Source organism: Xenorhabdus sp. Sc-CR9, assembly GCF_963897815.1.
GTDB lineage: Bacteria > Pseudomonadota > Gammaproteobacteria > Enterobacterales > Enterobacteriaceae > Xenorhabdus.
In genome coordinates this window covers 46,016-67,632 of record NZ_CAWQTY010000044.1, presented here as the reverse complement: position 1 = coordinate 67,632, position 21,617 = coordinate 46,016, and the positions used below count along the sequence as shown (strand labels likewise).

Annotated in this window: 29 protein-coding genes and 1 pseudogene; 19 read left to right on the top strand and 11 right to left on the bottom strand. The window is 48.4% G+C overall.

What is annotated here, in order from left to right; translation table 11 throughout:
* Window positions 1-41 precede the first annotated feature (41 nt).
* Window positions 42-737, bottom strand: a complete 696-nt coding sequence (locus tag AACQ81_RS02565) for a YggS family pyridoxal phosphate-dependent enzyme (RefSeq protein WP_237386192.1) — start codon at window positions 735-737, stop codon at window positions 42-44.
* Between the two features lie 21 nt (window positions 738-758).
* Between AACQ81_RS02565 and AACQ81_RS02560 the strand changes: the two genes are divergently transcribed.
* Window positions 759-1,760: a type IV pilus twitching motility protein PilT gene (locus AACQ81_RS02560; RefSeq protein ID WP_237386191.1), complete on the top strand. Its 1,002-nt coding sequence runs from the start codon at window positions 759-761 to the stop codon at window positions 1,758-1,760.
* Between the two features lie 104 nt (window positions 1,761-1,864).
* Here the strand turns inward: AACQ81_RS02560 and ruvX are convergent, their stop codons facing one another.
* The 5 genes from ruvX to AACQ81_RS02535 form a co-directional block, all read right to left on the bottom strand.
* Window positions 1,865-2,287 carry a Holliday junction resolvase RuvX gene (ruvX, locus tag AACQ81_RS02555; protein WP_237386190.1) on the bottom strand — a complete coding sequence of 141 codons (423 nt, stop codon included), beginning with the start codon at window positions 2,285-2,287 and terminating at the stop codon, window positions 1,865-1,867.
* Window positions 2,287-2,850 carry a YqgE/AlgH family protein gene (locus AACQ81_RS02550; protein ID WP_237386189.1) on the bottom strand — a complete coding sequence of 188 codons (564 nt, stop codon included), beginning with the start codon at window positions 2,848-2,850 and terminating at the stop codon, window positions 2,287-2,289. Before AACQ81_RS02550 ends, ruvX begins: the two co-directional genes overlap by 1 nt.
* A 126-nt stretch (window positions 2,851-2,976) precedes the next feature.
* The gene (locus tag AACQ81_RS02545) at window positions 2,977-3,987 is read right to left on the bottom strand and encodes a phage integrase (RefSeq protein ID WP_237386188.1); all 1,011 of its coding nucleotides are present in this window, start codon (window positions 3,985-3,987) and stop codon (window positions 2,977-2,979) included.
* Window positions 3,988-4,071: 84 nt separating this feature from the next.
* Window positions 4,072-4,305: a hypothetical protein gene (locus AACQ81_RS02540; protein ID WP_237386187.1), complete on the bottom strand. Its 234-nt coding sequence runs from the start codon at window positions 4,303-4,305 to the stop codon at window positions 4,072-4,074.
* Entirely contained in the window at window positions 4,302-4,643 is a 342-nt protein-coding gene (locus AACQ81_RS02535) for an XRE family transcriptional regulator (RefSeq protein ID WP_339353365.1), read from the bottom strand. The genes AACQ81_RS02540 and AACQ81_RS02535 overlap by 4 nt, the downstream gene beginning before the upstream one ends.
* A 46-nt stretch (window positions 4,644-4,689) precedes the next feature.
* Between AACQ81_RS02535 and AACQ81_RS02530 the strand changes: the two genes are divergently transcribed.
* Window positions 4,690-5,358, top strand: a complete 669-nt coding sequence (locus tag AACQ81_RS02530; RefSeq protein WP_237386185.1) for a helix-turn-helix domain-containing protein — start codon at window positions 4,690-4,692, stop codon at window positions 5,356-5,358.
* 44 nt (window positions 5,359-5,402) lie between these two features.
* Complete coding sequence (locus tag AACQ81_RS02525; RefSeq protein ID WP_237386184.1) at window positions 5,403-5,993, top strand: hypothetical protein; 591 nt, start codon at window positions 5,403-5,405, stop codon at window positions 5,991-5,993.
* On the opposite strand, the gene AACQ81_RS02520 is transcribed toward AACQ81_RS02525, so the two are convergent.
* Window positions 5,980-6,180 carry a hypothetical protein gene (locus AACQ81_RS02520; protein WP_237386183.1) on the bottom strand — a complete coding sequence of 67 codons (201 nt, stop codon included), beginning with the start codon at window positions 6,178-6,180 and terminating at the stop codon, window positions 5,980-5,982. The genes AACQ81_RS02525 and AACQ81_RS02520 overlap by 14 nt on opposite strands.
* A 140-nt stretch (window positions 6,181-6,320) precedes the next feature.
* Between AACQ81_RS02520 and AACQ81_RS02515 the strand changes: the two genes are divergently transcribed.
* The 11 genes and pseudogenes from AACQ81_RS02515 to AACQ81_RS02465 all read left to right on the top strand — a co-directional run bounded on the left by AACQ81_RS02515 (window position 6,321) and on the right by AACQ81_RS02465 (window position 14,266).
* A complete protein-coding gene (locus tag AACQ81_RS02515) occupies window positions 6,321-6,551 on the top strand; it encodes a hypothetical protein (RefSeq protein WP_237386182.1) in 231 nt (76 codons plus the stop codon).
* A 149-nt stretch (window positions 6,552-6,700) separates the two neighbouring features.
* Window positions 6,701-7,036, top strand: a complete 336-nt coding sequence (locus tag AACQ81_RS02510) for a DUF5347 family protein (protein ID WP_237386181.1) — start codon at window positions 6,701-6,703, stop codon at window positions 7,034-7,036.
* Window positions 7,037-7,112: 76 nt separating this feature from the next.
* Window positions 7,113-7,307, top strand: coding sequence for a DUF2732 family protein (locus tag AACQ81_RS02505; RefSeq protein ID WP_237386180.1), 195 nt, complete (start codon window positions 7,113-7,115; stop codon window positions 7,305-7,307).
* Window positions 7,300-7,521 carry a TraR/DksA family transcriptional regulator gene (locus AACQ81_RS02500; RefSeq protein ID WP_237386179.1) on the top strand — a complete coding sequence of 74 codons (222 nt, stop codon included), beginning with the start codon at window positions 7,300-7,302 and terminating at the stop codon, window positions 7,519-7,521. The genes AACQ81_RS02505 and AACQ81_RS02500 overlap by 8 nt, the downstream gene beginning before the upstream one ends.
* A gap of 1 nt (window position 7,522) precedes the next feature.
* The gene (locus AACQ81_RS02495; RefSeq protein ID WP_237386178.1) at window positions 7,523-8,353 is read left to right on the top strand and encodes a DNA adenine methylase; all 831 of its coding nucleotides are present in this window, start codon (window positions 7,523-7,525) and stop codon (window positions 8,351-8,353) included.
* Window positions 8,350-9,354: a phosphoadenosine phosphosulfate reductase domain-containing protein gene (locus tag AACQ81_RS02490; protein WP_237386177.1), complete on the top strand. Its 1,005-nt coding sequence runs from the start codon at window positions 8,350-8,352 to the stop codon at window positions 9,352-9,354. The genes AACQ81_RS02495 and AACQ81_RS02490 overlap by 4 nt, the downstream gene beginning before the upstream one ends.
* The gene (locus tag AACQ81_RS02485; RefSeq protein WP_237386176.1) at window positions 9,351-11,477 is read left to right on the top strand and encodes a replication endonuclease; all 2,127 of its coding nucleotides are present in this window, start codon (window positions 9,351-9,353) and stop codon (window positions 11,475-11,477) included. Before AACQ81_RS02490 ends, AACQ81_RS02485 begins: the two co-directional genes overlap by 4 nt.
* Entirely contained in the window at window positions 11,477-12,112 is a 636-nt protein-coding gene (locus AACQ81_RS02480) for a MazG-like family protein (RefSeq protein ID WP_237386175.1), read from the top strand. Before AACQ81_RS02485 ends, AACQ81_RS02480 begins: the two co-directional genes overlap by 1 nt.
* Window positions 12,112-13,212, top strand: a pseudogene (locus AACQ81_RS02475) (DNA cytosine methyltransferase); the annotation flags it as partial. The gene AACQ81_RS02480 and the pseudogene AACQ81_RS02475, both read left to right, overlap by 1 nt.
* Window positions 13,213-13,235: 23 nt before the next feature.
* Window positions 13,236-13,928, top strand: coding sequence for a terminase large subunit domain-containing protein (locus AACQ81_RS02470; RefSeq protein WP_237386174.1), 693 nt, complete (start codon window positions 13,236-13,238; stop codon window positions 13,926-13,928).
* Between the two features lie 5 nt (window positions 13,929-13,933).
* Window positions 13,934-14,266 (top strand): hypothetical protein, encoded by a 333-nt coding sequence (locus AACQ81_RS02465; RefSeq protein WP_237386173.1) that lies wholly within the window; start codon window positions 13,934-13,936, stop codon window positions 14,264-14,266.
* 97 nt (window positions 14,267-14,363) lie between these two features.
* On the opposite strand, the gene AACQ81_RS02460 is transcribed toward AACQ81_RS02465, so the two are convergent.
* From AACQ81_RS02460 to AACQ81_RS02445, 4 genes are all read right to left on the bottom strand, one after another.
* Window positions 14,364-14,681, bottom strand: a complete 318-nt coding sequence (locus AACQ81_RS02460; RefSeq protein WP_237386172.1) for a hypothetical protein — start codon at window positions 14,679-14,681, stop codon at window positions 14,364-14,366.
* Window positions 14,682-14,800: 119 nt separating this feature from the next.
* Complete coding sequence (locus AACQ81_RS02455) at window positions 14,801-15,082, bottom strand: hypothetical protein (RefSeq protein WP_237386171.1); 282 nt, start codon at window positions 15,080-15,082, stop codon at window positions 14,801-14,803.
* Between the two features lie 61 nt (window positions 15,083-15,143).
* Window positions 15,144-16,160, bottom strand: a complete 1,017-nt coding sequence (locus AACQ81_RS02450; protein WP_237386210.1) for a phage portal protein — start codon at window positions 16,158-16,160, stop codon at window positions 15,144-15,146.
* Between the two features lie 38 nt (window positions 16,161-16,198).
* Window positions 16,199-17,914 carry a terminase large subunit domain-containing protein gene (locus tag AACQ81_RS02445; protein ID WP_237386170.1) on the bottom strand — a complete coding sequence of 572 codons (1,716 nt, stop codon included), beginning with the start codon at window positions 17,912-17,914 and terminating at the stop codon, window positions 16,199-16,201.
* Between the two features lie 143 nt (window positions 17,915-18,057).
* Between AACQ81_RS02445 and AACQ81_RS02440 the strand changes: the two genes are divergently transcribed.
* The 5 genes from AACQ81_RS02440 to AACQ81_RS02420 all read left to right on the top strand — a co-directional run bounded on the left by AACQ81_RS02440 (window position 18,058) and on the right by AACQ81_RS02420 (window position 21,611).
* Window positions 18,058-18,897 (top strand): GPO family capsid scaffolding protein, encoded by an 840-nt coding sequence (locus AACQ81_RS02440; protein WP_237386169.1) that lies wholly within the window; start codon window positions 18,058-18,060, stop codon window positions 18,895-18,897.
* Window positions 18,898-18,917: 20 nt separating this feature from the next.
* Window positions 18,918-19,973 (top strand): phage major capsid protein, P2 family, encoded by a 1,056-nt coding sequence (locus AACQ81_RS02435; protein ID WP_237386168.1) that lies wholly within the window; start codon window positions 18,918-18,920, stop codon window positions 19,971-19,973.
* Window positions 19,974-20,021: 48 nt separating this feature from the next.
* Window positions 20,022-20,819, top strand: coding sequence for a phage terminase small subunit (gpM, locus tag AACQ81_RS02430; RefSeq protein WP_237386167.1), 798 nt, complete (start codon window positions 20,022-20,024; stop codon window positions 20,817-20,819).
* 100 nt (window positions 20,820-20,919) lie between these two features.
* Window positions 20,920-21,411 (top strand): head completion/stabilization protein, encoded by a 492-nt coding sequence (locus tag AACQ81_RS02425; RefSeq protein WP_237386166.1) that lies wholly within the window; start codon window positions 20,920-20,922, stop codon window positions 21,409-21,411.
* On the top strand, window positions 21,411-21,611 hold the full coding sequence (locus AACQ81_RS02420) for a tail protein X (RefSeq protein ID WP_237386165.1): 201 nt from the start codon (window positions 21,411-21,413) through the stop codon (window positions 21,609-21,611). Before AACQ81_RS02425 ends, AACQ81_RS02420 begins: the two co-directional genes overlap by 1 nt.
* Window positions 21,612-21,617: the final 6 nt, after the last annotated feature.

The following is a 21,617-nucleotide window of genomic DNA, read 5'->3' as shown; positions in this document are numbered from 1 at the left end:
GTCAGATACTTTTTAATTTAAGATTTAAATTCAGACCTAAATTAAGAACGGTATTGACGGGCACCGAATATCGCGGTTCCAATCCGAACCAATGTAGAGCCACAGGTAATGGCGGCCTCCATATCATCTGTCATGCCCATTGAAAGTGTATCAATTTGTGAATATTGTGCTTTCAATTGGGTAAATGCGTGTTCCATTTTGCGAAAAATGACGATTTGGTGACCAACATTATTTTCTGGAGCCGGGATTGCCATCAATCCGCGTAATGCCAGATGAGGCAGAGAATCAATCCTTGCTGCCAAATCGTCTAATTCCGCCAGTAAAATACCTGATTTGCTCTCTTCATCACTGATATTAATCTGGATCAAGACATTGAGCGGAGGCATGTTTTCAGGTCGTTGCTCACTTAATCGCTGGGCAATTTTCAATCTATCGATGGTATGACACCAATCGAAATTCTCTGCAACCAGACGACTTTTATTGGACTGCAATGGGCCAATAAAGTGCCAAACCAAATCATCTCGGTTGTCAAAGTATTGAATTTTCTCAACGCCTTCCTGAACATAATTTTCCCCAAATTCCCGCTGACCAGCGGCTATAGCTTTTGCGATGGCATCCACAGGTTTGGTTTTACTGACTGCAAGTAACGTAATTTCTTCTGGAATACGCCCGCATTTTTGAGCAGCAAGGGTAATGTGGTTCCTGACATCGTAAAGATTTTGTTCAATATTGTTCATAAGTGACTCAGGAGATAAAAAATGAATATGGAAAAATTGGTGTCCCTTAGTGTAAAGCATAATGCTTCCGATCTGCATCTTTGTGTCGGGCAAGTTCCTGTTTTGCGCATTAATGGTGTGTTATATCCTCAGATACAACTGGAAGCAATTCAATCGGATGCTTTGATTGCATGGAGCAGGGAAATATTATCGGATACACAGAAAAAACAGTTACAGGAGCATGGCCATATTGATTTTGTAGTGGAGATGCAAAATCAACAACGACTCAGAGGAAATCTCTTTTATCAACAATCCCATTTGTCATTGGTATTGCGATTAATTACGGATAAATGTCCGACTCTGGAGCAATTATATGCACCTGATATCATCCAACACCTTATCTTGAAGGAAGTGAGTGGGCTGATATTAGTGACAGGTGCGACAGGAAGCGGGAAATCCATTACTTTGTCAGCTATGATTGATGCTTTTAATAGCCGCGGCAGTAAACATATCATTACCCTGGAAGACCCAATAGAATTCGTGCATCAAAGCCGGAATTGCCTGATACAGCAGCGGCAGATTGGTAAAGATGTGCCGGATTACCAAACAGCCCTGAAAGGTGCATTACGGCAAGATCCTGATGTGATTTTACTGGGGGAGCTACGTGATAAAGAGACAATCCGGTTGGCTTTGACAGCGGCTGAAACAGGGCATTTAGTTTTATCAACATTACATACCCGTGGTGCGATCCAGGCAATAGATCGCTTAGTTGATGTCTTTCCCGCGGAAGAGAAAGGCTGGATTTGCAGCCAATTGGCGGGAAGTTTAAAAGCGGTTATTTCTCAACAGCTGATCCCAGCCAAAGACGGCGGCAGGGTGGCTATCCATGAAGTTTTAGTCGTTAATCAGGCCATCAGCCATTTGATCAGGGAAGGTAAAAACCATCAGATAGCAACATTAATGCAGACTGGTGCTGCTTGCGGTATGCAAACTTACGAACAAAGCCGGCAACAGCGTAAGGCATCGGGATTACTGGCAGAATAAGAGTTAACAATTGTTTTTGCAGTAACAGCCATTTTTCATAATGAATATGGCTATTACAAACATGAAAATAGTATCGTTATCGATGTTGTTTCTACAGGAGTTAGTCAGGAATACTGTTGCTCAAACCAGCTTTCCAGAATGATGACAGCAGAAGCAGCATCGACTTTACCTTTATTGAGCGCCTTGTAGCCACCGTGATCAAATAGGTGGGAACGAGCTTCCACAGTAGTCAACCGTTCATCATGGAGTTCAACCTGAACACCAAAACGCCCGTGCAGGCGATTGGCGAATTTACGGGCTTGTGCGGTGACGGGTTGCTCAGTGCCATCCATATTGAGTGGCAGGCCAACAATAACCAGATCGGGCAGCCACTCTTTGAGCAGTTTCTCAATCAGTTGCCAATTTGGGGAACCTTCGTTGGCTTTAAAAGCAGATAGTGCTCTGGCTGTGCCTGTAACTTCTTGCCCAATGGCGGCACCAATACTGCTAGTACCAAAATCGAAGGCAATGATAGTGCGGTTTTTCATCAGGCATGTCCTGCTTGTGATGCAAGATTATTAATATTGAACCCTAGCAGAGAAGCAGCTTCACGCCAGCGTTCGACAACAGGTGTATTGAAAATGATAGATGGTTCTGCGCTGACGGTAAGCCAGCTATTTTCCATAATCTCTTTTTCCAGCTGCCCCTTTTCCCAGCTTGAATATCCGAGAGTCATCAAAACATCCTTCGGTTGGCGAGGTGTTCCCAGTGCTTCCAGCATATCTTTGGATGTCGTGATCATGGTTTGATCAGAGATTTGAATACTGGAGCTAAAACCTGATTGTGGTGTGTGCAAAATGAAACCGTGTTCTTCAGACAACGGCCCACCTGCCATCACAGGTTTATTGAGATTGATAGTATCGTCTCTGTCTTCAGGGGAAATATCTAACTTCTGTAAGATACTTTCGATGGAAACTTGAGCTATCGGTTTATTAATAACTAATCCCATTGCCCCATTTTGATCGTGTTCGCAGATATAAACTACAGAACGATTGAAATAAGGATCAGAGAGCGAAGGCATGGCAATGAGGAAATGGTGCTGTAGATTCATGTGTTTTCTGATAATTATTTTGGCAATGTAAAAGTAAGTTAGCCCAGCAGTATGTGGGAGGAGCGTAGCCCTTTATACAAGGACTACGCTTGTTTTTCAATGGATTAAAAATTCACTGGGGTATTCTCAGTAACTTTTTCCATCCATAAAAGTGGATGGAATGTGGATGCTTCCTCTTAATGGATTGAATTTAATGGCATCCTGTAAATAGTCAGGGGCGAAGTGGGCGTATGCCATAGTCTGCTGAATATTTGCATGCCCCATGATTTTTTGTAAGGTTAAAATATTCCCTCCATTCATCATAAAGTGAGCAGCAAAGGTATGACGCAAAACATGCACAGCCTGCCCGTGGGGTAAGTCTGATTTCATCTTTTTCAAGAGATATACATACGAGTTGTAATTAACATCGAACAAGAGCCCAGTTGACTTGGTTTTCACCACTTTCATAACTTCATCGGATATCGGTATAGTCCGATGCTTGCCGTTCTTGGTCTCTGTAAAAGTTACCCGATTATGCAGCATGTTTTCAGCCCTCAGTTTGCTGGCCTCTCCCCATCTCGCGCCAGTGTTTAAGCATAGAACGGTTAAGCGCCAAGCATCGTCAGTAACCGCTTTCAATAACTCTGTAATTTCTGACTCAGTGAGATACGACATCTCTGGCTTTTTTATCTTGAGCGGTTTAATACTCTTGATTGGGTGTGTTCCGGTATACTCCGTTATATCTATCAAAATAGTAAATATACCGCTAAGCATTGCCATATCTCTATTGATCGCCGATGCTTTTATGCCGTCATATAACCGTTGTGAACGATATTCGCTGAGAAAACGTGACGTTAGCTGATATACAGCAGGATCGCCCATATCTCTAATCATTCCTTGTATTGAATACTTTCTTTTTTTACCCCAAGTTAAGTTACGTCCTTCATAATTCCACCAAATTTCCACAAGCTCCGATAACTTTCTAAAATCCTTTGTGTTTGGTTTCCAATCTTGGGTGTTGGTATTGGCTAAAACATTTCGTTCAAATGCAACGGCATCCGCTTTCTTCTTAAATATCCGCTGGACTCGTTTTCCTGACGTTCCGCGCGGCCTTATATCCACTTTATAACGTCCACCTTCAAGCGCTTTAATTGCCATGGCTGCGCCCTCCAGTTAGACGTGGTAACTTTATACCTGTATGAAAAACATAGGATTGATAAATAGATAGCCAGTTTGAGGCTCTTAAAACGACAACATTATTGTCATTTGCCCACTGTGTGCGATAGCCGGTGATATCTGACCAGCTTCAGGAGCAATCTTTCCGGTGACGAACCATGTTGAATATTTCTCTATCTGTTTTTGGTTGAGTATTGCACTCAGTAAATTCCAATTTAATGAATGTTCCATGCTATCCGGATGGGAGAACTTAACTTTTTCGACTGACTCTATTTCTTTCAATTTCTCAATGATATTCATGCGGATTTTTCTTCTCCGATTTCGTAGTTTTTAGGGTCATAAAGTGCAGGGGCAATTTGGCCTACTTCTGGAATAGTTTTACCAGTAATAAACCAGAGTGAGTATTTCTCAAATTTAGGGTGAGAAAGTATTTTTGTGATTACAGCAGCATTCGGAATTGTCTTGCTGTTCTCATATCTCCATAAAGCATCTCCCTTTAATTCCCACTCCTGCGAGGCTTCAGCGCGGCTCATACGTTCACTTTCACGCATCAGTTTGATTTTTTCAGATACATCAATATTAAGATTCATGTTTACATTCTCGGAAAAATTTCGTAGATTTAAGATATAAATCGTCATGTGGGGTTTTTCTTCGTAAAAATACCCCAAAAGAAGAGATTAGCATATGAACGAACAAGTTTTGAGATTGTTGTTTCAGATCCCAGATCCAATCACTGTTAATGAATTCCAGCGTCGTACCGGAAGAACGGAAAGCAGTGTGCGCAAGTTAGCTGACCGCCGTCGTTTGCCTATCAGAACCGAACGCGAAATCAACGGTAATGAATTTAGCGATTTGCGCCTCATGGTCATGTGGAATGAATGGCTGGAAATGATTTATGAAGTGACTAACAAGCTACCTTCTGATGAACGTATCGGCTGGAAAGCTAGCTGGCTTAATCGGATAGATAACACAATGCGTAATCCAAACGAGATCCTTCAATTTTTATTTAAGACCCCGGACCCAATCACAGCTAAAGAATTCTGTCGACGTACTGGAAAGTCAGAAAGAGGTATCCGTAAACTAACTCTCTGTGGCCAATTACCTATTAAAAGCGAACGCACAGCAAAAGGCCGAGGAGTTCATCTTATGATTATGTGGAATGAATGGCTGGAAATGGTTTATGAAACCAATAATAAGAAGCCTTCATATGAACGTATGGGTTGGAAAACTAGCTGGTTTAAGCGAGTTAATAAATTGGTTGATGATTTAGGGATTATCCCGCCTGAATTAGAAAGAATTGAAAGTGTTTTAAGCAGAAAAGCTGGTGAGAGTAGATTAATGTCGGCTAATTAATCTCTATTGCTGATTAAATGATGAAGCAAAACGAGGGTAATAAAATGAAAAACTTAACATCGCTGGAACGTTCAAAACTGCAATTAACGATGTTTTCTCGTCTTCAAGATGTTTTTGACGATGTCAAAAACGAGGTTGACGTCACCCCGGAATTTATCCAGGACACGCTGGAGCAATATATGCGAATCGCAACCGGTGATAATTATTATCTGTCCCGCTCTGTGCGTCTTGGTGAGGGGGAGTTGCGGCAGGCTGCTGAACCTGTGATTAATATAGGTCTTTCTCAACAGTTAGCCGATGAACTCAAGCAAGCAGTCAAGGCTTCGCGTTCGCTTACTTCTATGAAGAATTGTTTTTTATATAAACCTTCCAATTCAGGAACCGCTAATAAAATTATCGAAGGTGAAAAAGATGGCATTAGTTATCAAGTGAAGTCCCTGAGTGTGTATGAAAAATTTGAATTGATGTCAGATATATTAATGGCTATCAAAAACAATCGCGGCCAGGCGGATTACCGGACAATTCTCGCAGAAGATTTGCAATCTATTTTTGAGTCTATTCATAGTTTATCTAAGAAAGACCTAAGAATAACCGGCATCAAAACAGACGCCGGGAATATATCTAAAACTCAGTAACACTGAAATCATTTACAATACCGGCGGGCGGTAATTTATCTCTGAGTTTAGCGCCAACACTAAGGAATAAATCTTGTATCTCGTTTATTTCACGAGAAGAGATTAACTCAGCAGAAGAATAATCTAAATTATCGAGTATTAACTCAAGTGCTTTTAAATTTTCTTTTATTTGTTGTTCGCAGGACATGATAACTCCTTCTGTAGGGTGGTTGATGTTTTTTGCCTGTATCTCTGTGGAAAGAAACGGCAGGCAACAGAACTATACCACAAACCCTGCGCCGGACAGGGCTAAAAACCGGCAACATAATAACAATGAGGTAATAAAACATGCGAAATGTGCTGCCAATACCAGAGGAATTAAATAAAGGACGAATTAAATTTGGAACGTTATTAATTCGTCCATTACGTCAAAACATTGTTTGTCCACTTACCCGTTATCAGGTTGAAGACAGCGAATATTGCTACGGTAAGTTTGCTTCTCGTGAACAAGCATTAATGCATTGCCTACAACTCTACAGGATAAAAATTCATGAACAATCTAAAGAGGATGCAACATAAATATAAAGTGACCAGTGCTGATTTTTTTAATATTAAAGCAACTGGTACAAATAATCAGAAAGAAAAACCTTTATTAATGACGTTGGTTTCACTGGGTTTAGCAACAATAATACTAACCCCGTTATTGTCCTTATTATGAGGGTAAAGCAATGGCAAATACTGAACCGTGTCGCGCTGTTATTTTAACGTTGGATGAAAAAATCGACGGCATGCTGTATACAGCGCATCTAAAAAGCCGTGTTTTTAAGCGAGATAGTGATAAAGCAATTGCTGAGTTTATTAAGAACATGCGCGACCGCACCAATAACCGCACGCGAAACAATGAAAGAGTTCTGCATTGCATTCTTCATTTAGCGGGCTTTCCTAAATCAAAATACGGTACACCCTATGAAAGTTTTACCTACGATGAAAAAAAAGCATTTATAGAGGCCATGATTCAGTTTAAAGCGGCTGTGTCTTGTATGCCTGAAAGCATCGCCTTTTAATTAAAAAACACAAAAACCATTTTTATGACGTCAGAGCGTCAGGGCTTTTTATTACCTAAAAACAGGAAATAGAAACATGAATACAGAGCAACTGATAAAACAAAATCGGGAAGACGAACGCAAGACACTGGCGTTTCGTTCTGCTTCCCGTCTGGACAGCCTTGCTGCACATATCCTGAATCACAAACTGGATTATGCCGCATCCGCTGCACTGTTGGTCGCTGAAGCAGAAAAGTACGAACACGAAGCGCAGGAACTGAACCATGTCTAAAGCGCTCGACCTCACCATTCAGCACGCTGAAGAAATGCTGGAACGCCGGATAGCCGCGCATGTTAACCGCCCGGTCGGGGTTTCTGCTTTTGAGTGTGAGAGCTGCGGAAATCCCATCCCCGAACAACGCCGAATGATTATTGCAGGCGTGACCCTTTGTATGCCTTGCCAGGACGTTTTTGAACTGAAACAAAAACATTATCGGAGCGTGTGAGATGACAAATAAAACCATTCTGAAATGGGCGGGGTCTAAAGCCCGCATCATAGATAAATTACTGCCCCACCTGCCCGCCGGCCGTCGGCTGGTTGAGCCGTTCGCGGGTTCTTGCGCGGTGATGATGAACACGGATTATCCGGCGTATTTGGTGGCGGATGTGAATGCGGATTTGATTAATTTCTATTGGTTTGTTGTTAATTTTCCCGAATTCGTTACTGCTGAGGGGGAGCGGTTATTCAGGCGAAATCACGAGGCAGATTATTATCGTATTCGTGAATCGTTTAATAACGGTGAAAAACGAACCAATTTTAATACATATAATGCTGGGAATGGTTGGCAGGCGTTTTGGTTTCTGTATTTAAATCGCCACGGTTATAACGGGTTATGCCGTTATAATGCCGCGGGTAAATTTAATACGCCATTCGGTCATTATAAAAGGACGTATTTCCCCAAAGCAGAAATTGATGCGTTTGTGTTAAAGGCGGGTGCGGCTGACGTATCACTGTTACATTTAGAATGGCAGGACACATTAACCCTCGTTGATTACGGCGACGTGGTTTATTGCGACCCGCCGTATCTTGGCACCTTTTCCCAATATCACCAATCTGTTTTCGCTCAGGCTGACCATGAGGCATTGGCGATGGATTTGTACACGCTAAATGCGCATCTGGGTGTACCCGTCACCGTTTCTAATTCGATCGCCGCCAACGAACTGTATACCGACCTCGGTTTTACTGTTCATGAAATCAACGCGCCCCGCAACATTGCTGCCAATGGCAACCGCCAGCCGGCCAAAGAGATTATTGCGGTGCTGAGGGGGCGGGTATGATTGATATCCGATGCCATGCAGACAGCACCATCAATATGATTGCTGTTTCCGGCGGAAAAGACAGTCTGGCCCAATGGCTGTTGGCTATCGAGAACGGCGTGAAGCATATCGCGGTATTTGCCGACACTGGCCATGAACACCCACAAACCATGGAATATCTGGATTATCTGGAAAGCCGACTGGGTAAAATTCAGCGGGTGAAAGCAGATTTTACCAGCCAGATTAAAAACAAACGCGAGTTCATTAAAACCCGCTGGCCTGTCAGTCTGGTTGCCGAGTGTGGCATGACGCCGGCGCAGGCAGAAAAGCGCATCATTGCTGCACTCAAAATGTTATTTCCGACCGATATTCCGTTTTTGGATTTGTGTATGTTGAAGGGCCGGTTTCCGTCCACAAAAGCCCGTTTTTGCACCTTTGAGTTAAAGCATAAACCCATTGCGGAGCAGGTTATCCAGCCGCTGTTATCCGAATTCGACGAAGTGGTTTCATGGCAAGGCGTCCGGGCACAAGAGTCACCCGAGCGCGCGAAACTGCCAGAATGGGAATCGGATGTCGATGATATTGCCGGTTTATCCGTTTATCGCCCCATTCTGTCATGGACGCATGAGCAGGTTTTTGCTCTGGCGAAAAAACACGGTATCAAACCGAATCCCTTGTATCAACAAGGCTGCTCGCGTGTGGGTTGTATGCCGTGCATTCATGCCCGTAAATCTGAGCTGGCCGAAATATATTCGCGTTTCCCTGAAGAAATCGCCCGTGTTGCTCGTTGGGAAAGAATGGTTGCTGCGTGCTCCCGCCATGGCAACTCCACTTTTTTCCCTTCCCACCAAGACCCCATGAAGCGGGAACGTCGCATCGACTGCGTGACCTTAGAAACACACGGTATCGAAACCTATCGCGACTGGGCGCTGACTTCTAGGGGGGGGCGTCAATTTGATTTATTGGCCGAAGAAAATTCACATCAGGCGTGCAGCTCTGTGTATGCAGGCGTTTGCGAATGAGTGAGCTAGTGGAACACAACAGCGACGCAATACTTGCCATGCATCGCCAGCGTGAAGACTTTCAGCCGGGTTTGCCCACTGACGCAACGATGGCTGAACGTCTGCTATGGGATACCAATCCCGCCGATCATGAGTGGCGCCGCCAGTTTATCGGGGTAATGCCTGATTTTCTGGCGACGTATTTTTCTAACCGTTACAAAAAAATCTATACCGAATCCGGCCGCACTGGCCGCCGTCGTGCTAATGCGTTTTTGCGTAAAACCATTGGTGAGAATGTATTACCACGGCTGAACAAAGTCTTTGAACGTTATCAATTTAAACATCAGGCTGTTGGCGCAACACCTTTCCCTTTTATTGAGCAATTAGAGCGTCTGGTGACGTTGGAACGCAAAGAAATTCGGCAGCTTGCGTGGGAGGTCTCCCAATTTATGACCAACAGCTACGAAGCGGTTTCCGCGCAGTATGTCAACCAACTCCCGGATGATCAGGACGAAGCTAGGCATCGTCTGCTGAATGTCTACCAGAGAATGGCAAAGCTGGCCCACCAGACAGGAACCACGCCCCCTTACTGGCAACAACTGACGCGGGGCGGGAAAGTCACGGTTGATCAGTTATGTGCCGGCCTGCTTCGCCTGATGTCTGATAAGTGGTGGTATGGCCGCCTGAAAAGAATGCGGGATATTCGTGTTGAGCACATGGCGATTGCCGTTGGGCAGGTACAAAAATCAGCCTCACCCTATGTTTCCCGCAATACCCTGCGTGAGTGGAAAGAGCAAAAGCGCAAGAGCTGGGAATTTCTCAAGGCGCTTGATTTAGAAAATGAACTCGGTGAACGGGTACCGTTAAGTGACATGGTGTTGGGCAGTGTGGCCAATCCGGCCGTGCGCCGTTGCGAACTGATGGTACGCATGCGGGGTTTTGAAGATTTGGCCGATGATCGGGGATTTGTGGGTGAGTTTTATACCCTGACCGCCCCGTCAAAATATCATGCGGTGCACAGCAAAGGCGGTTTTGTGGAAAACTGGGACGGTTCTAACCCCCGTGATACCCAAAAGTATCTGTGTGGTGTCTGGGCACGTATCCGCGCGGCGTATGCCCGTGAGGGAATTAGCGTCTTTGGCTTCCGGGTGGTCGAGCCTCACCATGACGGGACGCCCCACTGGCACATGCTGCTGTTTATGCCCCCTGAGCATGTCGAGAAGATGCGCGCCATTATTCGCCATCATGCCATGCTGGAAGAAGCCGCTGAACTGAACAGCGAAGCCGCCCGCAAAGCCCGCTTTCATGTTGAACCTATCGACAAGGAAAAAGGCAGCGCCACGGGGTATATCGCTAAATACATATCAAAGAATATTGACGGCTACGCGCTGGATGATGAAAAAGACGGTGAGACCGGTGAATCCATCAAGGACATGGCGAAAGCGGTTTCTGCCTGGGCAAGTCGCTGGCGTATCCGTCAGTTTCAGCAAATCGGCGGCGCACCGGTTTCAGTTTGGCGGGAACTGCGCCGTCTGGGTGATGCCCGCCTGAATATTGAAAAGCTGGACGAGGTCATTGACGCCGCTGATGCCGGTGATTGGGCTAAATACACTGAGGCGCAGGGTGGCCCGTTGGTTGCCCGCCGCGATCTGACCGCGCGTCTTTCTTATGAGCGTGTGGAAGGTGGCAGCCCTTACGGTGAGGACACGCAACGCATTCAGGGGATCACCTCCCCTTACCTTATCAATGATCCCTTTATTTCAACCCGTGAACACCGCTGGCAGATAGTGCCGAAGTTAACAGCCGATAACGGCACGGTCAGCGGTGGGGTTTTGCCTTTATCTGGCGGCAACGCCGCCCCTTGGAGTTCTGTCAATAACTGTACGGAGGCACGAAGGACGATTAACGAAGATAAAGGTTTAGTGGAAAAAGTTATCGATTATGCGGATTCAATCGGGATGAATTTTAGTCGGTTGATGGCGAAATCATTACTCATCGGGGGGCACATTAACCTTGGTGAACAGAAATTCAGGTTGTGGACGGACGGCAGTTTTATTCCCGTCGAAACGGAACGGCAGAAAGAGGCGCGCCGCGATGCGTTGCGGCAGCGGATTAATAAACTTGGTGAAGTGAGGAAAGTGTAATGAGTGTATTTGTACTGGAAGAATTTCCGATTAAAGAATGGGGGATCGGTGCGCCTGAGGTTGTTGGTGTTTTTTACTCCCATGAAGCGGCTGAGCAGATGGCTGGCGAATGGAGTTGCTTTAAATTTCAAATAACGAAATTTGATATTGATGTTAAAGAGCCACAACGTCAGGGCATTAAATATGCCCGTGATAGGTTAATTGCCGCTTATTTGAATGGTTCCATTGATAAATCAGAATCAGAAGTTCGCAATATCGCAAAAATGTTAGATGGCGCAGCCGAACAATTGAGGCAAGAAATCTCTGATTGTTGGATTCGGGATGACTTCGGAGATAAATGGTTGTGTGGGGAAAAACAGAAAACCATAGACAAACATGGCGTAACGTCCGCTATCCGCGATGTTTTGACAGAAATGAACCGTCAGGATGAAAAATGGGGTGCTGACCGTAATTTATCCCCGTTTGTCTGGCAAGCGATATTGAGTGAAGAGGTTGGCGAATTCGCCCAGGCCATTTTGCATGATGAATATGGCGGTGAACATGCAGGAACGGCGCGCGCGGAGATGGTGCAAGTAGCTGCAGTTGCCCTGCAAGTCATAGAGATGTATGACAGGGTGCAGGAAGACAAACAATGATGTGCTTCGGATCAGTTTGTTCCGGTATTGAGGCCGCCAGTGTGGCATGGGAACCACTCGGTATGTCTCCGGTGTGGTTCAGCGAAATCGAAAAATTCCCTGGAGAAGTACTGCGCTATCACTGGCCTTATGTGCCCAATTTGGGCGATATGACCAAAATTCCCGCCCTGTTTGCCGAAAATAAGGCCGAGGCACCGGATATTCTGGTCGGCGGCACACCCTGCCAGGCATTTAGTATTGCCGGTCTTCGTAATGGGCTGGGCGATGAGCGGGGACAATTAACCTTATCATTTGTGGAGTTGGCCAATGTCATTGATTCCGTCAGAGCAGCAAACGGCGAACAGCCTGCCATTATCGTCTGGGAAAATGTACCCGGCACCTTATCCAGCAAAGATAACGCCTTCGGCTGCTTTCTTGCAGGACTGGCCGGCGAGGATGAACCTTTGCAGCCATCAGGGAAGAAATGGACGAACGCGGGTTATGTGTCTGGACCACAAAGATCCATCGCATGGCGCGTGCTCGACGCTCAATATTTCGGAGTGGCCCAGCGACGCCGCCGTGTGTTTGTTGTCGCAAGTGCTCGAGCCGACTTCTGTCCCGCCACGGTACTTTTTGAGCCAGACAGCGTGCGCCGGTATTCTGAACCGTGCGAAACGGCGGAAAAAGCAGTTACCACCCATGCTGGCGGCCGCGCTGTTATCGGCAGTCACTGGGACTCAGGGCTAAACCCGCACCCGACGTTAAACCAGAGCCATAATACGGGCGGTATCGGGATGAGCAATCAGGAGATATTTTCACAAAGAGGCAGCGGGCTGGTATCTACCTATCGTCTGCTCTCGTTTGGCGAATACCGGACAGATGATATCTCGTCAACCTTAAGTGCCAGGGATGATAAAAGTGCCACGGATTTGATAACAACACAGGATGCTGTTCGCCGCCTGACGCCTATTGAGTGCGAGCGGTTGCAGGGTTTTCCCGATAATCACACCCAAATTCCGTGGAACGGGAAAACCGCAGAAAACTGCCCGGATGGCCATCGTTACCGGGCAATCGGCAATTCAATGGCCGTGCCTGTGATGGCATGGATTGGGAAACGAATTTTGATGCAAATAGAGATGGATAAATGAATAACATCACCTTAAATTTAACTCACGATATTGTTTACAACATTAACCGTAAATTTGTGCTGGATTTATTTGTCTGGCAGAAACGCTGGAAAGCCAATCAACATCACCGTAATCGCTTTCTACATAAATGCAGACAGGCGGGTGCTGATTATTATTTCGTGCTGGAAGCGTTAAGTGATGCCTGCCGGACGGGCCGGAATAAGTTTTTTATGTCAAATAAGGAATTATTGCCGAACTTTGTTCACTGTATTGCGCAGTATTTCCCGAAACAGCAAGCAACGTTAATCGAACATGCCGAAGAAATCCGGTTATTGACGCTCAGTAATGGCGCTGAAATTCGCTTTGTGCATGAAAACAGCTATGTCGCTGCCCTGTGTGGTGATGTTTATGTGTCTGAGTGGGCTTGGTCGGATAACCCTATTCGGCTGGTGCAATTAGCGTTGGATCTATCAATGCATGAGAAATGGCATAGAACGTTTTATTCCTCCAGATGTTCAGGAGATAACGGCGAGGCGGCTTATAAGCGGTTCTTTACCCTGAATCGTATCCAAGGTGAATCCGCATTTTTCGATACGGTCATGTTGTTTGATAATGACAATTTTTTGGATGAAGAAAACCTGATGAAGGCATGGTCACGCAAGGACTTTGAAGAACTATTTTTATGTCGATTACCTCATGCGCGGTGGTAAACCCAATGGCTAAATCCCCCGCAGAACGTAAAGCCGCCCAACGTCAACGCCAGAAATATTCTGGCGTAACTAAGATAGAATTACTGGTCGATAATCAAGAACTGGAGATGTTAAAACGCAATTGTGAGTTAAGGCGACCGGGACGTGATCCGTATGAGGTGGTTGAATATCTGACGTTACTGATACGCAAAGATGATGTGGAATTGCAGCAGAAAATGCAGGCATTATCAGCGCAGCAATGTGGAAAATGTGGCGAGTGCCTTCCGGTGTCCGAATGTTGTTTTTCTGGTGAGGCTGCGTGCTGGGCTACACGGGGCTGGCATGAAGTAAAATTGTGATGGTGTGACATGTCACGGGATTGTATTCAATCCCGTTTTTGATCAGCAGAATATCGATAATAAATTAATGCGTAAATATGAGCACTATCTATGTGAGTTACCAGCTATGGTGTATATCCCCAATGATGTGACGCATACTGGCTGGAAGTTGCCTTACATTGTCTCTGTTCCAACCGGGGAGTTGATATAAATTCAGACCCGAACTTAGCCCGGTAATATAGGATATCAACAATGCGGTGCCTTGATGAGAAAATTTTATATACAAAAATGGATAAGACACGTACCGGATGATATTTGCAGAGCCATTGTAAGCAAAAGAAAACACATCATCGTATTGTACCCAGTACCTTCCAGCCCTCCTTTCCCGTTCAATAAAATTTCTGATGCGGGCAGGGCCGGTAAGTGATCCAGCCATAAAATACTCCTTACGATGGATATAATTACAAATGTAATTATCATAAAGGAAAATATGGGGTAAATGTTGTTCGAAATCACAGTTTTAATTTCATATCTTTTTTCCTCAAAAAAAACACCTCACAATTCATCACAAACTTGCACAGTTTTTCTTGATATTCCAATCCCACACAAACCCAGCAAGGGCAAAGTTTCCCCGCCCCTGCATAACTGCACAAAAACACGCCCCTTTTGTGTGCGGGCGAGGCGGGGGAGCAAGCGCGCGCAACGGGTGGGGATCGACCAGCTTGCCGAGGGAATGGCGGTCATCGAAAAAGCGGCTTTCATACCACGGTGAACAGCACGCAGCCGCCCGTTTGGCGTGTGAGTCAGGTCAGGAGAAGATGAGTGAAGAAAACCCACACCGCGCGATTGAATGACGCTAATCGGCGGTGTGGGCTTGGTGGATGTGAATCTGGCGGTGTTATGACGTGCCGGTCAGGGCATCCAGCAAGGCATAGGGGGCAAAGCGCACCACTTCCTCCCCCGCCCAGTCATTGACGGATTTCAGGCTTTCCATAATCGGATTGAGTTCATTGATGGCAAACACTTTCGCGGCTTTTTCAACGTCCCCGTAGTTGCCATTGCCCGATGGCATCACACTCATCAGTTGCGGCGGCACCCGGTGCATGGCCAGCAAGTCGTCGCGGGTCGCTTCCTTGACGTTGCTGAATTCATCCTTGGCACTGATTTGGCTGAACGGCAGGATTTGCAAGCCATCTTTCTTGCCGTTGGCCGCATACACAAACAGGTTCTTAAACGCCCCATCCCGGCGGGATTTTTGCAAGGCGTTTTTCAGGTTCTCCACGCCTTTTGTGTCCGTGAGCGGATCGGTCAGGTAGACAATCACCCCGGCATGGCTGCCGTTATCGTAGTAGTTCATTCGAAACGCCGTGGCAGAACGGTTCAGGTTGGCCGACAGCAAGCCCGCCAGATATTCCGGCAAGCCGTAAATTTCCTGATGGATATCGGGGTTGATCAGATGAAAGATACTGTTTGGCCGAAATTCAAATTCCTTGAGCCAGCTTTCAACAAACCAGTATTGGCCAGCCTGTTCCCCCCGCCGGGTGTATTTGGCCGGGGCATGTTTCAGGGCCAGCAAGCCGCCCAGCCGATTGGTGCGCCGTTCCAGATAGGCATTGCCAAAGACCAGATAATCCAGCACATAGGCGGCCATGTCCCGCCGGGACAGCAGCGGGTGCGGTTGGAAGCAGCTCATGATGACATTGCGTTTAAAAAACAGGGGCGACTGATGGTAGACCGCCGATGAGAATGCCCGCGCCAGCCCATAAAAATCAATCGGGGTTTCATACCAGCGGCCATTTTTGGCGCACTCCATGCAATCCAACAAATCCCAGCCGGAGATAATCGGCGTGGGGTTGTCAAAGGTAAACGCCGCGCACTGGGCCGTGCCGTCAGGAAGGTTCGCTGTGTTCGTCATTTCAGGCTGGGGTTCAGCCGGCAAAAAGGTGTGCATGTTTAAAACTCCGTCACAAAGGATTCGTGCCCGCCGGCATCACTGGCTATCGGTTCACCATGAAGGACATTCATCACTGACCATGCGATATCACCGTGATCAATGCCGCGCACGCGGTCGGCAGCATAGGTCACCACACCGCCTTGGGTAATGATTTTCTTGATGGACATAAACGAGGTGGCCACCTGTTGCATGCCGGCGTCATATTCAAGCCGCCCGGCACGGATCAACATTTGGGCTTTCATGACCAGCATGCGCTTGAGCGGCGCGGAATATTTCAGTAAGGTCGCGGCCGGGAAAAAGTGGCAGACCAGTTCGTGCACGGCTTCACCCGTGCCGCCGGTGCCGTCAATGGTGATGCTTTGCACGTGATAGCGTTCGGTCAGCTTGCGGATCTCCTCGGCCTGTTTTTCAAAGGCCATGCCGCGAAATTGCAGCGCTTCAATCACCCGCCACTTGCCGCCCTTGACCGACGGCGGTGCCAGCACGGCCAGCCCCAGACCGTCCCCGTTGCCACCGGTGCCGGTGGGGTCAGCCCCGATATGTACCGGCTTATGGCCCAGTGGCCACAAGGCGTAAGGTTTCCAGTCCGGCCAGACGTCCTCGTTATAGCCGTCAACCCCGCAGCGGATCAGTTCGTTGTAATCAAAGGCCCGCTCCCCCTTTTTCACAAAATGGCAGCGGTACAGGTTGTCAAAATCCGCCGGGCTGTTTTCACTCTCAATTTCGGCCAAATCGACCCGATCCAGCCCCAAGTCAAGGGCATCGTGGATGGTGACAATCTGCCGCCAGATGTTATCCCCGCACAACACGCCGGACTGCAAGGCTTCATGGCGGGTATCAATCGTAATCTGTTTTTTGTGGGGGCGGGACTGATTGAAAAACTCGCCTGTCCAGAACGGGTAAGCCTCATGCTCTTCACTGGAGGGCGTGGAAAAATAGGTGCGCCGGAGGCCGATATGGGTCGCCATCCCGGCCGCCACTTTACGCAGTGTCATAAAGTTGCTGACCCAGAAGAATTCATCAAAATAGAGATCGCCGGTATAGGACTGCGCCGAGGCGGCCGAGGTGCCGAGAAAATAGAGTGTCGCCCCGTTGGACAGCATTATTTCATCGCCGCCCTTGAGTTCAACCCCGACCTGCCGGGCCACTATCTGGATAAACTTCTTGAACTGGTACGCCTGCGAACGGCTGGCTGACAGAAATATCTGGTTGTTGCCGGTTTCCAGCGCCGTGATCAGCGCTTCGCGGGCAAAGTACCATGTTGCACCAATCTGCCGCGATTTCAGGATCATGCGGTTACGCCGTTCTTTCTGCTTGTACCAGCGTTGCTGGTATTCATACAGGGAATCAAACACCAACGCCCGCAACTCACTGATTTGCTCTTCGCTAAAGTGATTTTTCGGCGTCTTGGCTTTTTTCTTTTCAGTCTTCTTGGTGTCGAGCTTGTCGAAGCGTTCCAATTGACGATAAAGAAAATCCAAGGTCTTGAAATCGTGCGGGGTCAGCGTGTCCTTGGCCTGCATCCGCAGGATTTTGACGTGCAGCTCGCCGCTGACCCGTTCAATCGGGTTGGCTTCATCCCATTTATCCCGCCGGCGCCATGAATAAAGGGTGTTCACACTGATGCCCAGCCGTTTTGCTATCTGTGCAACGCTGTAGGCCTGCCAATATAAACTTTTGGCGGTTTGTCGGGGGTCGTGTTCTGTCATCATCATGCCGCTACTTTCCCACAGCCCGCGCGCGAACTGCCATGACTGCCCGTTGTCGCCCGCCTGCGACAGACCCAATGCTTTGAGTCAGTCGCAAGGGATTGCGAAGATAACGGCATCAACTCAACCGCACGGCGTTGGAGAGCACCATGCCAAAAAACATTACATTGACGGTCTGTACCGAGGGCATGACCCTGAACGGGTTTGCCGTCTCCCGCGAACAGATCCAACAGATGGCAGACAGCTATAACCCCAGCCTGTATGCCGCCCGCCTGAATCTGGAGCACGTGAAAAGCCTCTACCCTGACAGCCTGTTCCGGCATTACGCCTTGGTGCAGTCGGCACGGGCGTATGAAGTGGAGAGCGGGCCATTGCAGGGCAAGTTGGCGCTGGAGGTGTCAGTCGATTTGGATGAGAAGCAGGATGAAAACCTGATCAAGCTGAACCAAAGTGGCCAGAAAATCTTTTCCAGCATCGAATTTTACGGCCGTTTTCCGGCAACCAACAGCGCCTATCTTACCGGTGTCGCGGTGACCGATACCCCGGCCGCTGTGGGCACCGAGCTGATTAAACTCAGTCTTCAGGAGCGCGGGTTACCCTCCCGTGACGACCGCTATCTGTCCGCGTCACTGGAAACCGCAATTGAATTGATGGAAAGCACCGAACAGCCTCCTGCCGCCGATAAATCCCTCGGCGAAAAGTTCGTGTTGTCCGTGAAGAAGGCGCTGGGCATGCACCGCGAGCATCACAGTGCAGAACTGAATACCCTGCGTGAAATGGTGCAGTTAACAGCGGAAAAATGCGGTGAAGCCCTCAATCAGGGGCAAAAACTGTCTGCGTTGGAAGCACAAATTGCCAGCCAGTCAGAACACATCACGGCACTGAAAAATGAATTGTCCACGCTCAAAAGCCAACTCAGCCAGCAGGACAGCTCATCATCCCAGCGACCACAGGCGGACGGTTCAACCCAAATGTTGGCCGATTATTAATTGATTACAGGAAATTACCCATGTCACTCAGTAACGAAGGGCGTCAACAATACCTGTCCTACCTTGACCAGCAGGGCAAATTAAACGGGGTGAAGCGTGAAGGCGACAGCATTCAGCTCTCGGTCGATCCAGCCGTTCAGCAGCGTCTGGAAAAAGCCAAGATGGAGTCCAGCCCCTTTTTAAAAGAAATCAATTCGCTCGGGGTGACCGAGCAGGAAGGGGAAAAAGTCGGGGTCGGTATCCGCCGCACGATTGCCAGTCGCAATACCTCAACCACCGAGCGCCGCGAACCGGTCAGCGTGCATGATTTAAAGGCGAACCGCTACCGCTGCGAGCAAACGAATTTTGATACCGCGATTAGCTATACGCAAATTGATGCGTGGGCCGGACACCCGGAGTTTCAGCAGCTGATCAGCCAGCAGATTGTCCAGCAAGAGGCCAATGATCGCTTGATGATTGGCTTTAATGGCACTTCGGTGGCGGTGAAATCCGACCGGGAGAAAAACCCGCTGTTGCAGGACATCAACATTGGTTGGTTGCAGCACCTGCGCAATGCCGCCCCGCATCGGGTGATGAAAGACATGACTATCACCAGCCGTGATGAAGACGGGAAAATCATCAAGAAAGGCCAATACGGTAACTATGATGCGGTGGTGTACGACGCGGTGAACTCGTTACTCGACCCGTGGCACCAGAACGCGCCCGGCTTGATTGCGATCACCGGCGCCCGCCTGACGACACAAAAGAATTTCAAAATTCTGAACCAGCACAGCCAGCAGAACCCCAACATGGAATTGTTGGCCGGCAATGAGCTGATGAAACTCAGCACACTGGGAGGATTGCCTATCTTCCGGGTGCCGTTTTTCCCTGACGGGGCGATCTTTATCACCACCCTGAAAAACCTGTCACTTTACTGGCAGAAAGGGAAATACAACCGTTACGTCAAGAATGAGCCGGAATACAACCGCATTGCTACCTATGCCCAAAGCAATGACGGCTATGTCATTGAAGATTTCGGCCTGAGTTGTCTGATTGAAGGGATTACCTTCGCGGGCGCAGCAGGCAGCAACGAATAAGTGATTGAACACGTGCCGGGCGTAGCCGGCACGGCACGAGGGGGAATTATGCTGACACCGGCACAAGAACACTGGCAACAAGTCATGGCCTCCCGCCGTGGCGATGACAATTTTTTAGCGGAAACGCTGACGGCCTATGAGCAGATGCTACACCGTCTGCGTATTGATAAGGCCCGTTTGTCTGATCTGCAATCCAATGAGCGCAAAGCGGATTACAAGCGCGAGGTGATGGCCTTTTATGACAGTTGGATTGACGGCGTACTGGCTGCGGATACCGGACAGGCGGATGAGGTGCTGACGCATATCATGATTTGGCGTATCGACACGGGCGATTATGCGCACGCGTTAACATTGGCCGAGTATGTTATCCGCCATAACCTGCCGTTACCGGATCATTACAAGCGCACGGTCGGGGCGTTATTGGTGGACGAGATTTGTGACAAGGCATTGACCCTGCTTTCCGCCGGCGATGCGACCATTGAGCTTGTGCCGCTGGCCATATTGGAACAGTTGGCCGAATTGGTTGAGCCGCTGGACATGCCCAATCAGGTCAGGGCGAAATTGTTCAAGACACTGGCGTATACCTTGCGCCCCAGCGAACAACAGGCCGACAAAGAACGCGCCTTGTCCCTGATGCAACAAGCCTTGCTGCTGTTTACCCATATCGGGGTGAAAAAAGATATCGAAACCTTGACGCGGGAACTGAAAAAGACCGCCGGGGAGCCAAAAAACCCGGCCATCCCATTATCCAAGACGACACCGCCCGTGACAGGAAAGAAACCGACGTCGGGCAACACCAAGAGCAAAACCAAGACAACCGCGGCGAAGGCGAAGACTTCCCGCTAACCGAATGCACCCCGCGTGCCCGGCGGCACGGCATCACAGTTCTGTGTTGAGGGCATTGTTATGCCGTTCACCGCCGTTTTTCTTTCAGAAAGGGGAAATGATGAGCTTAGTGGCCACCAAACAAACTCACCCGATGTCATCGCCTGCGGATATCAATGACGGTGGTGCTGAGGTGAGATCCGGGGATTTTTGGCCGGTGATAAAGCTGGCTGACCTGCGCAATGCCATGCGTCTTAATGGAGCAGTCACAACCGACCGCTTGATGCACATGGCCACCGAGTCGGTGCTGTCCGTCAACCAACAGTTGGCCACATGGCAGCAGGTACAGGAACAACACGGCGTTACATCGCTGGATACCGTGCCTTCGCCGGCTATCAATGACACCACGGCGCAGGTGTTCCGCTATCGCCATGCGGTGTACAGCTTCACCAAGGCCATGCTGATTGAAAACTACCGCGACATTGACACCACGCGTGACGGGGAAAAACACGCCGAGGCACTGAGTACACAAATTGATGACCTGCGGCGGGATGGGCAAAACGCCATCCGGGATATTTTGGGTCAGCATCGCATGATAGCGGAGTTGGTCTAATGCGGATCAGGGCATTTCAGGGGGATACGGTGGATTTGCTGTGCTGGCGTCACTATGGCCGCACGCAGGGCGTGGTAGAGCAGGTGCTCGACGCCAACCCCGGCCTCTGCCTGAGCACCCAACTGGCCGCCGGACAATGGGTCGTGCTGCCGGACATCACCCCACCGCCCCGTCAGGACATCATTCAATTATGGGACTGACACGGA

What these genes read in the sequence shown, in the direction of transcription:
- AACQ81_RS02565 (WP_237386192.1), bottom strand. Translation starts at nt 737, where the DNA reads ATGAACAATATTGAACAAAATCTTTACGATGTCAGGAACCACATTACC.
- AACQ81_RS02560 (WP_237386191.1), top strand. Translation starts at nt 759, where the DNA reads ATGAATATGGAAAAATTGGTGTCCCTTAGTGTAAAGCATAATGCTTCC.
- ruvX (WP_237386190.1), bottom strand. Translation starts at nt 2,287, where the DNA reads ATGAAAAACCGCACTATCATTGCCTTCGATTTTGGTACTAGCAGTATT.
- AACQ81_RS02550 (WP_237386189.1), bottom strand. Translation starts at nt 2,850, where the DNA reads ATGAATCTACAGCACCATTTCCTCATTGCCATGCCTTCGCTCTCTGAT.
- AACQ81_RS02545 (WP_237386188.1), bottom strand. Translation starts at nt 3,987, where the DNA reads ATGGCAATTAAAGCGCTTGAAGGTGGACGTTATAAAGTGGATATAAGG.
- AACQ81_RS02540 (WP_237386187.1), bottom strand. Translation starts at nt 4,305, where the DNA reads ATGAATATCATTGAGAAATTGAAAGAAATAGAGTCAGTCGAAAAAGTT.
- AACQ81_RS02535 (WP_339353365.1), bottom strand. Translation starts at nt 4,643, where the DNA reads ATGACGATTTATATCTTAAATCTACGAAATTTTTCCGAGAATGTAAAC.
- AACQ81_RS02530 (WP_237386185.1), top strand. Translation starts at nt 4,690, where the DNA reads ATGAACGAACAAGTTTTGAGATTGTTGTTTCAGATCCCAGATCCAATC.
- AACQ81_RS02525 (WP_237386184.1), top strand. Translation starts at nt 5,403, where the DNA reads ATGAAAAACTTAACATCGCTGGAACGTTCAAAACTGCAATTAACGATG.
- AACQ81_RS02520 (WP_237386183.1), bottom strand. Translation starts at nt 6,180, where the DNA reads ATGTCCTGCGAACAACAAATAAAAGAAAATTTAAAAGCACTTGAGTTA.
- AACQ81_RS02515 (WP_237386182.1), top strand. Translation starts at nt 6,321, where the DNA reads ATGCGAAATGTGCTGCCAATACCAGAGGAATTAAATAAAGGACGAATT.
- AACQ81_RS02510 (WP_237386181.1), top strand. Translation starts at nt 6,701, where the DNA reads ATGGCAAATACTGAACCGTGTCGCGCTGTTATTTTAACGTTGGATGAA.
- AACQ81_RS02505 (WP_237386180.1), top strand. Translation starts at nt 7,113, where the DNA reads ATGAATACAGAGCAACTGATAAAACAAAATCGGGAAGACGAACGCAAG.
- AACQ81_RS02500 (WP_237386179.1), top strand. Translation starts at nt 7,300, where the DNA reads ATGTCTAAAGCGCTCGACCTCACCATTCAGCACGCTGAAGAAATGCTG.
- AACQ81_RS02495 (WP_237386178.1), top strand. Translation starts at nt 7,523, where the DNA reads ATGACAAATAAAACCATTCTGAAATGGGCGGGGTCTAAAGCCCGCATC.
- AACQ81_RS02490 (WP_237386177.1), top strand. Translation starts at nt 8,350, where the DNA reads ATGATTGATATCCGATGCCATGCAGACAGCACCATCAATATGATTGCT.
- AACQ81_RS02485 (WP_237386176.1), top strand. Translation starts at nt 9,351, where the DNA reads ATGAGTGAGCTAGTGGAACACAACAGCGACGCAATACTTGCCATGCAT.
- AACQ81_RS02480 (WP_237386175.1), top strand. Translation starts at nt 11,477, where the DNA reads ATGAGTGTATTTGTACTGGAAGAATTTCCGATTAAAGAATGGGGGATC.
- AACQ81_RS02470 (WP_237386174.1), top strand. Translation starts at nt 13,236, where the DNA reads ATGAATAACATCACCTTAAATTTAACTCACGATATTGTTTACAACATT.
- AACQ81_RS02465 (WP_237386173.1), top strand. Translation starts at nt 13,934, where the DNA reads ATGGCTAAATCCCCCGCAGAACGTAAAGCCGCCCAACGTCAACGCCAG.
- AACQ81_RS02460 (WP_237386172.1), bottom strand. Translation starts at nt 14,681, where the DNA reads ATGGCTGGATCACTTACCGGCCCTGCCCGCATCAGAAATTTTATTGAA.
- AACQ81_RS02450 (WP_237386210.1), bottom strand. Translation starts at nt 16,160, where the DNA reads ATGACGAACACAGCGAACCTTCCTGACGGCACGGCCCAGTGCGCGGCG.
- AACQ81_RS02445 (WP_237386170.1), bottom strand. Translation starts at nt 17,914, where the DNA reads ATGATGATGACAGAACACGACCCCCGACAAACCGCCAAAAGTTTATAT.
- AACQ81_RS02440 (WP_237386169.1), top strand. Translation starts at nt 18,058, where the DNA reads ATGCCAAAAAACATTACATTGACGGTCTGTACCGAGGGCATGACCCTG.
- AACQ81_RS02435 (WP_237386168.1), top strand. Translation starts at nt 18,918, where the DNA reads ATGTCACTCAGTAACGAAGGGCGTCAACAATACCTGTCCTACCTTGAC.
- gpM (WP_237386167.1), top strand. Translation starts at nt 20,022, where the DNA reads ATGCTGACACCGGCACAAGAACACTGGCAACAAGTCATGGCCTCCCGC.
- AACQ81_RS02425 (WP_237386166.1), top strand. Translation starts at nt 20,920, where the DNA reads ATGAGCTTAGTGGCCACCAAACAAACTCACCCGATGTCATCGCCTGCG.
- AACQ81_RS02420 (WP_237386165.1), top strand. Translation starts at nt 21,411, where the DNA reads ATGCGGATCAGGGCATTTCAGGGGGATACGGTGGATTTGCTGTGCTGG.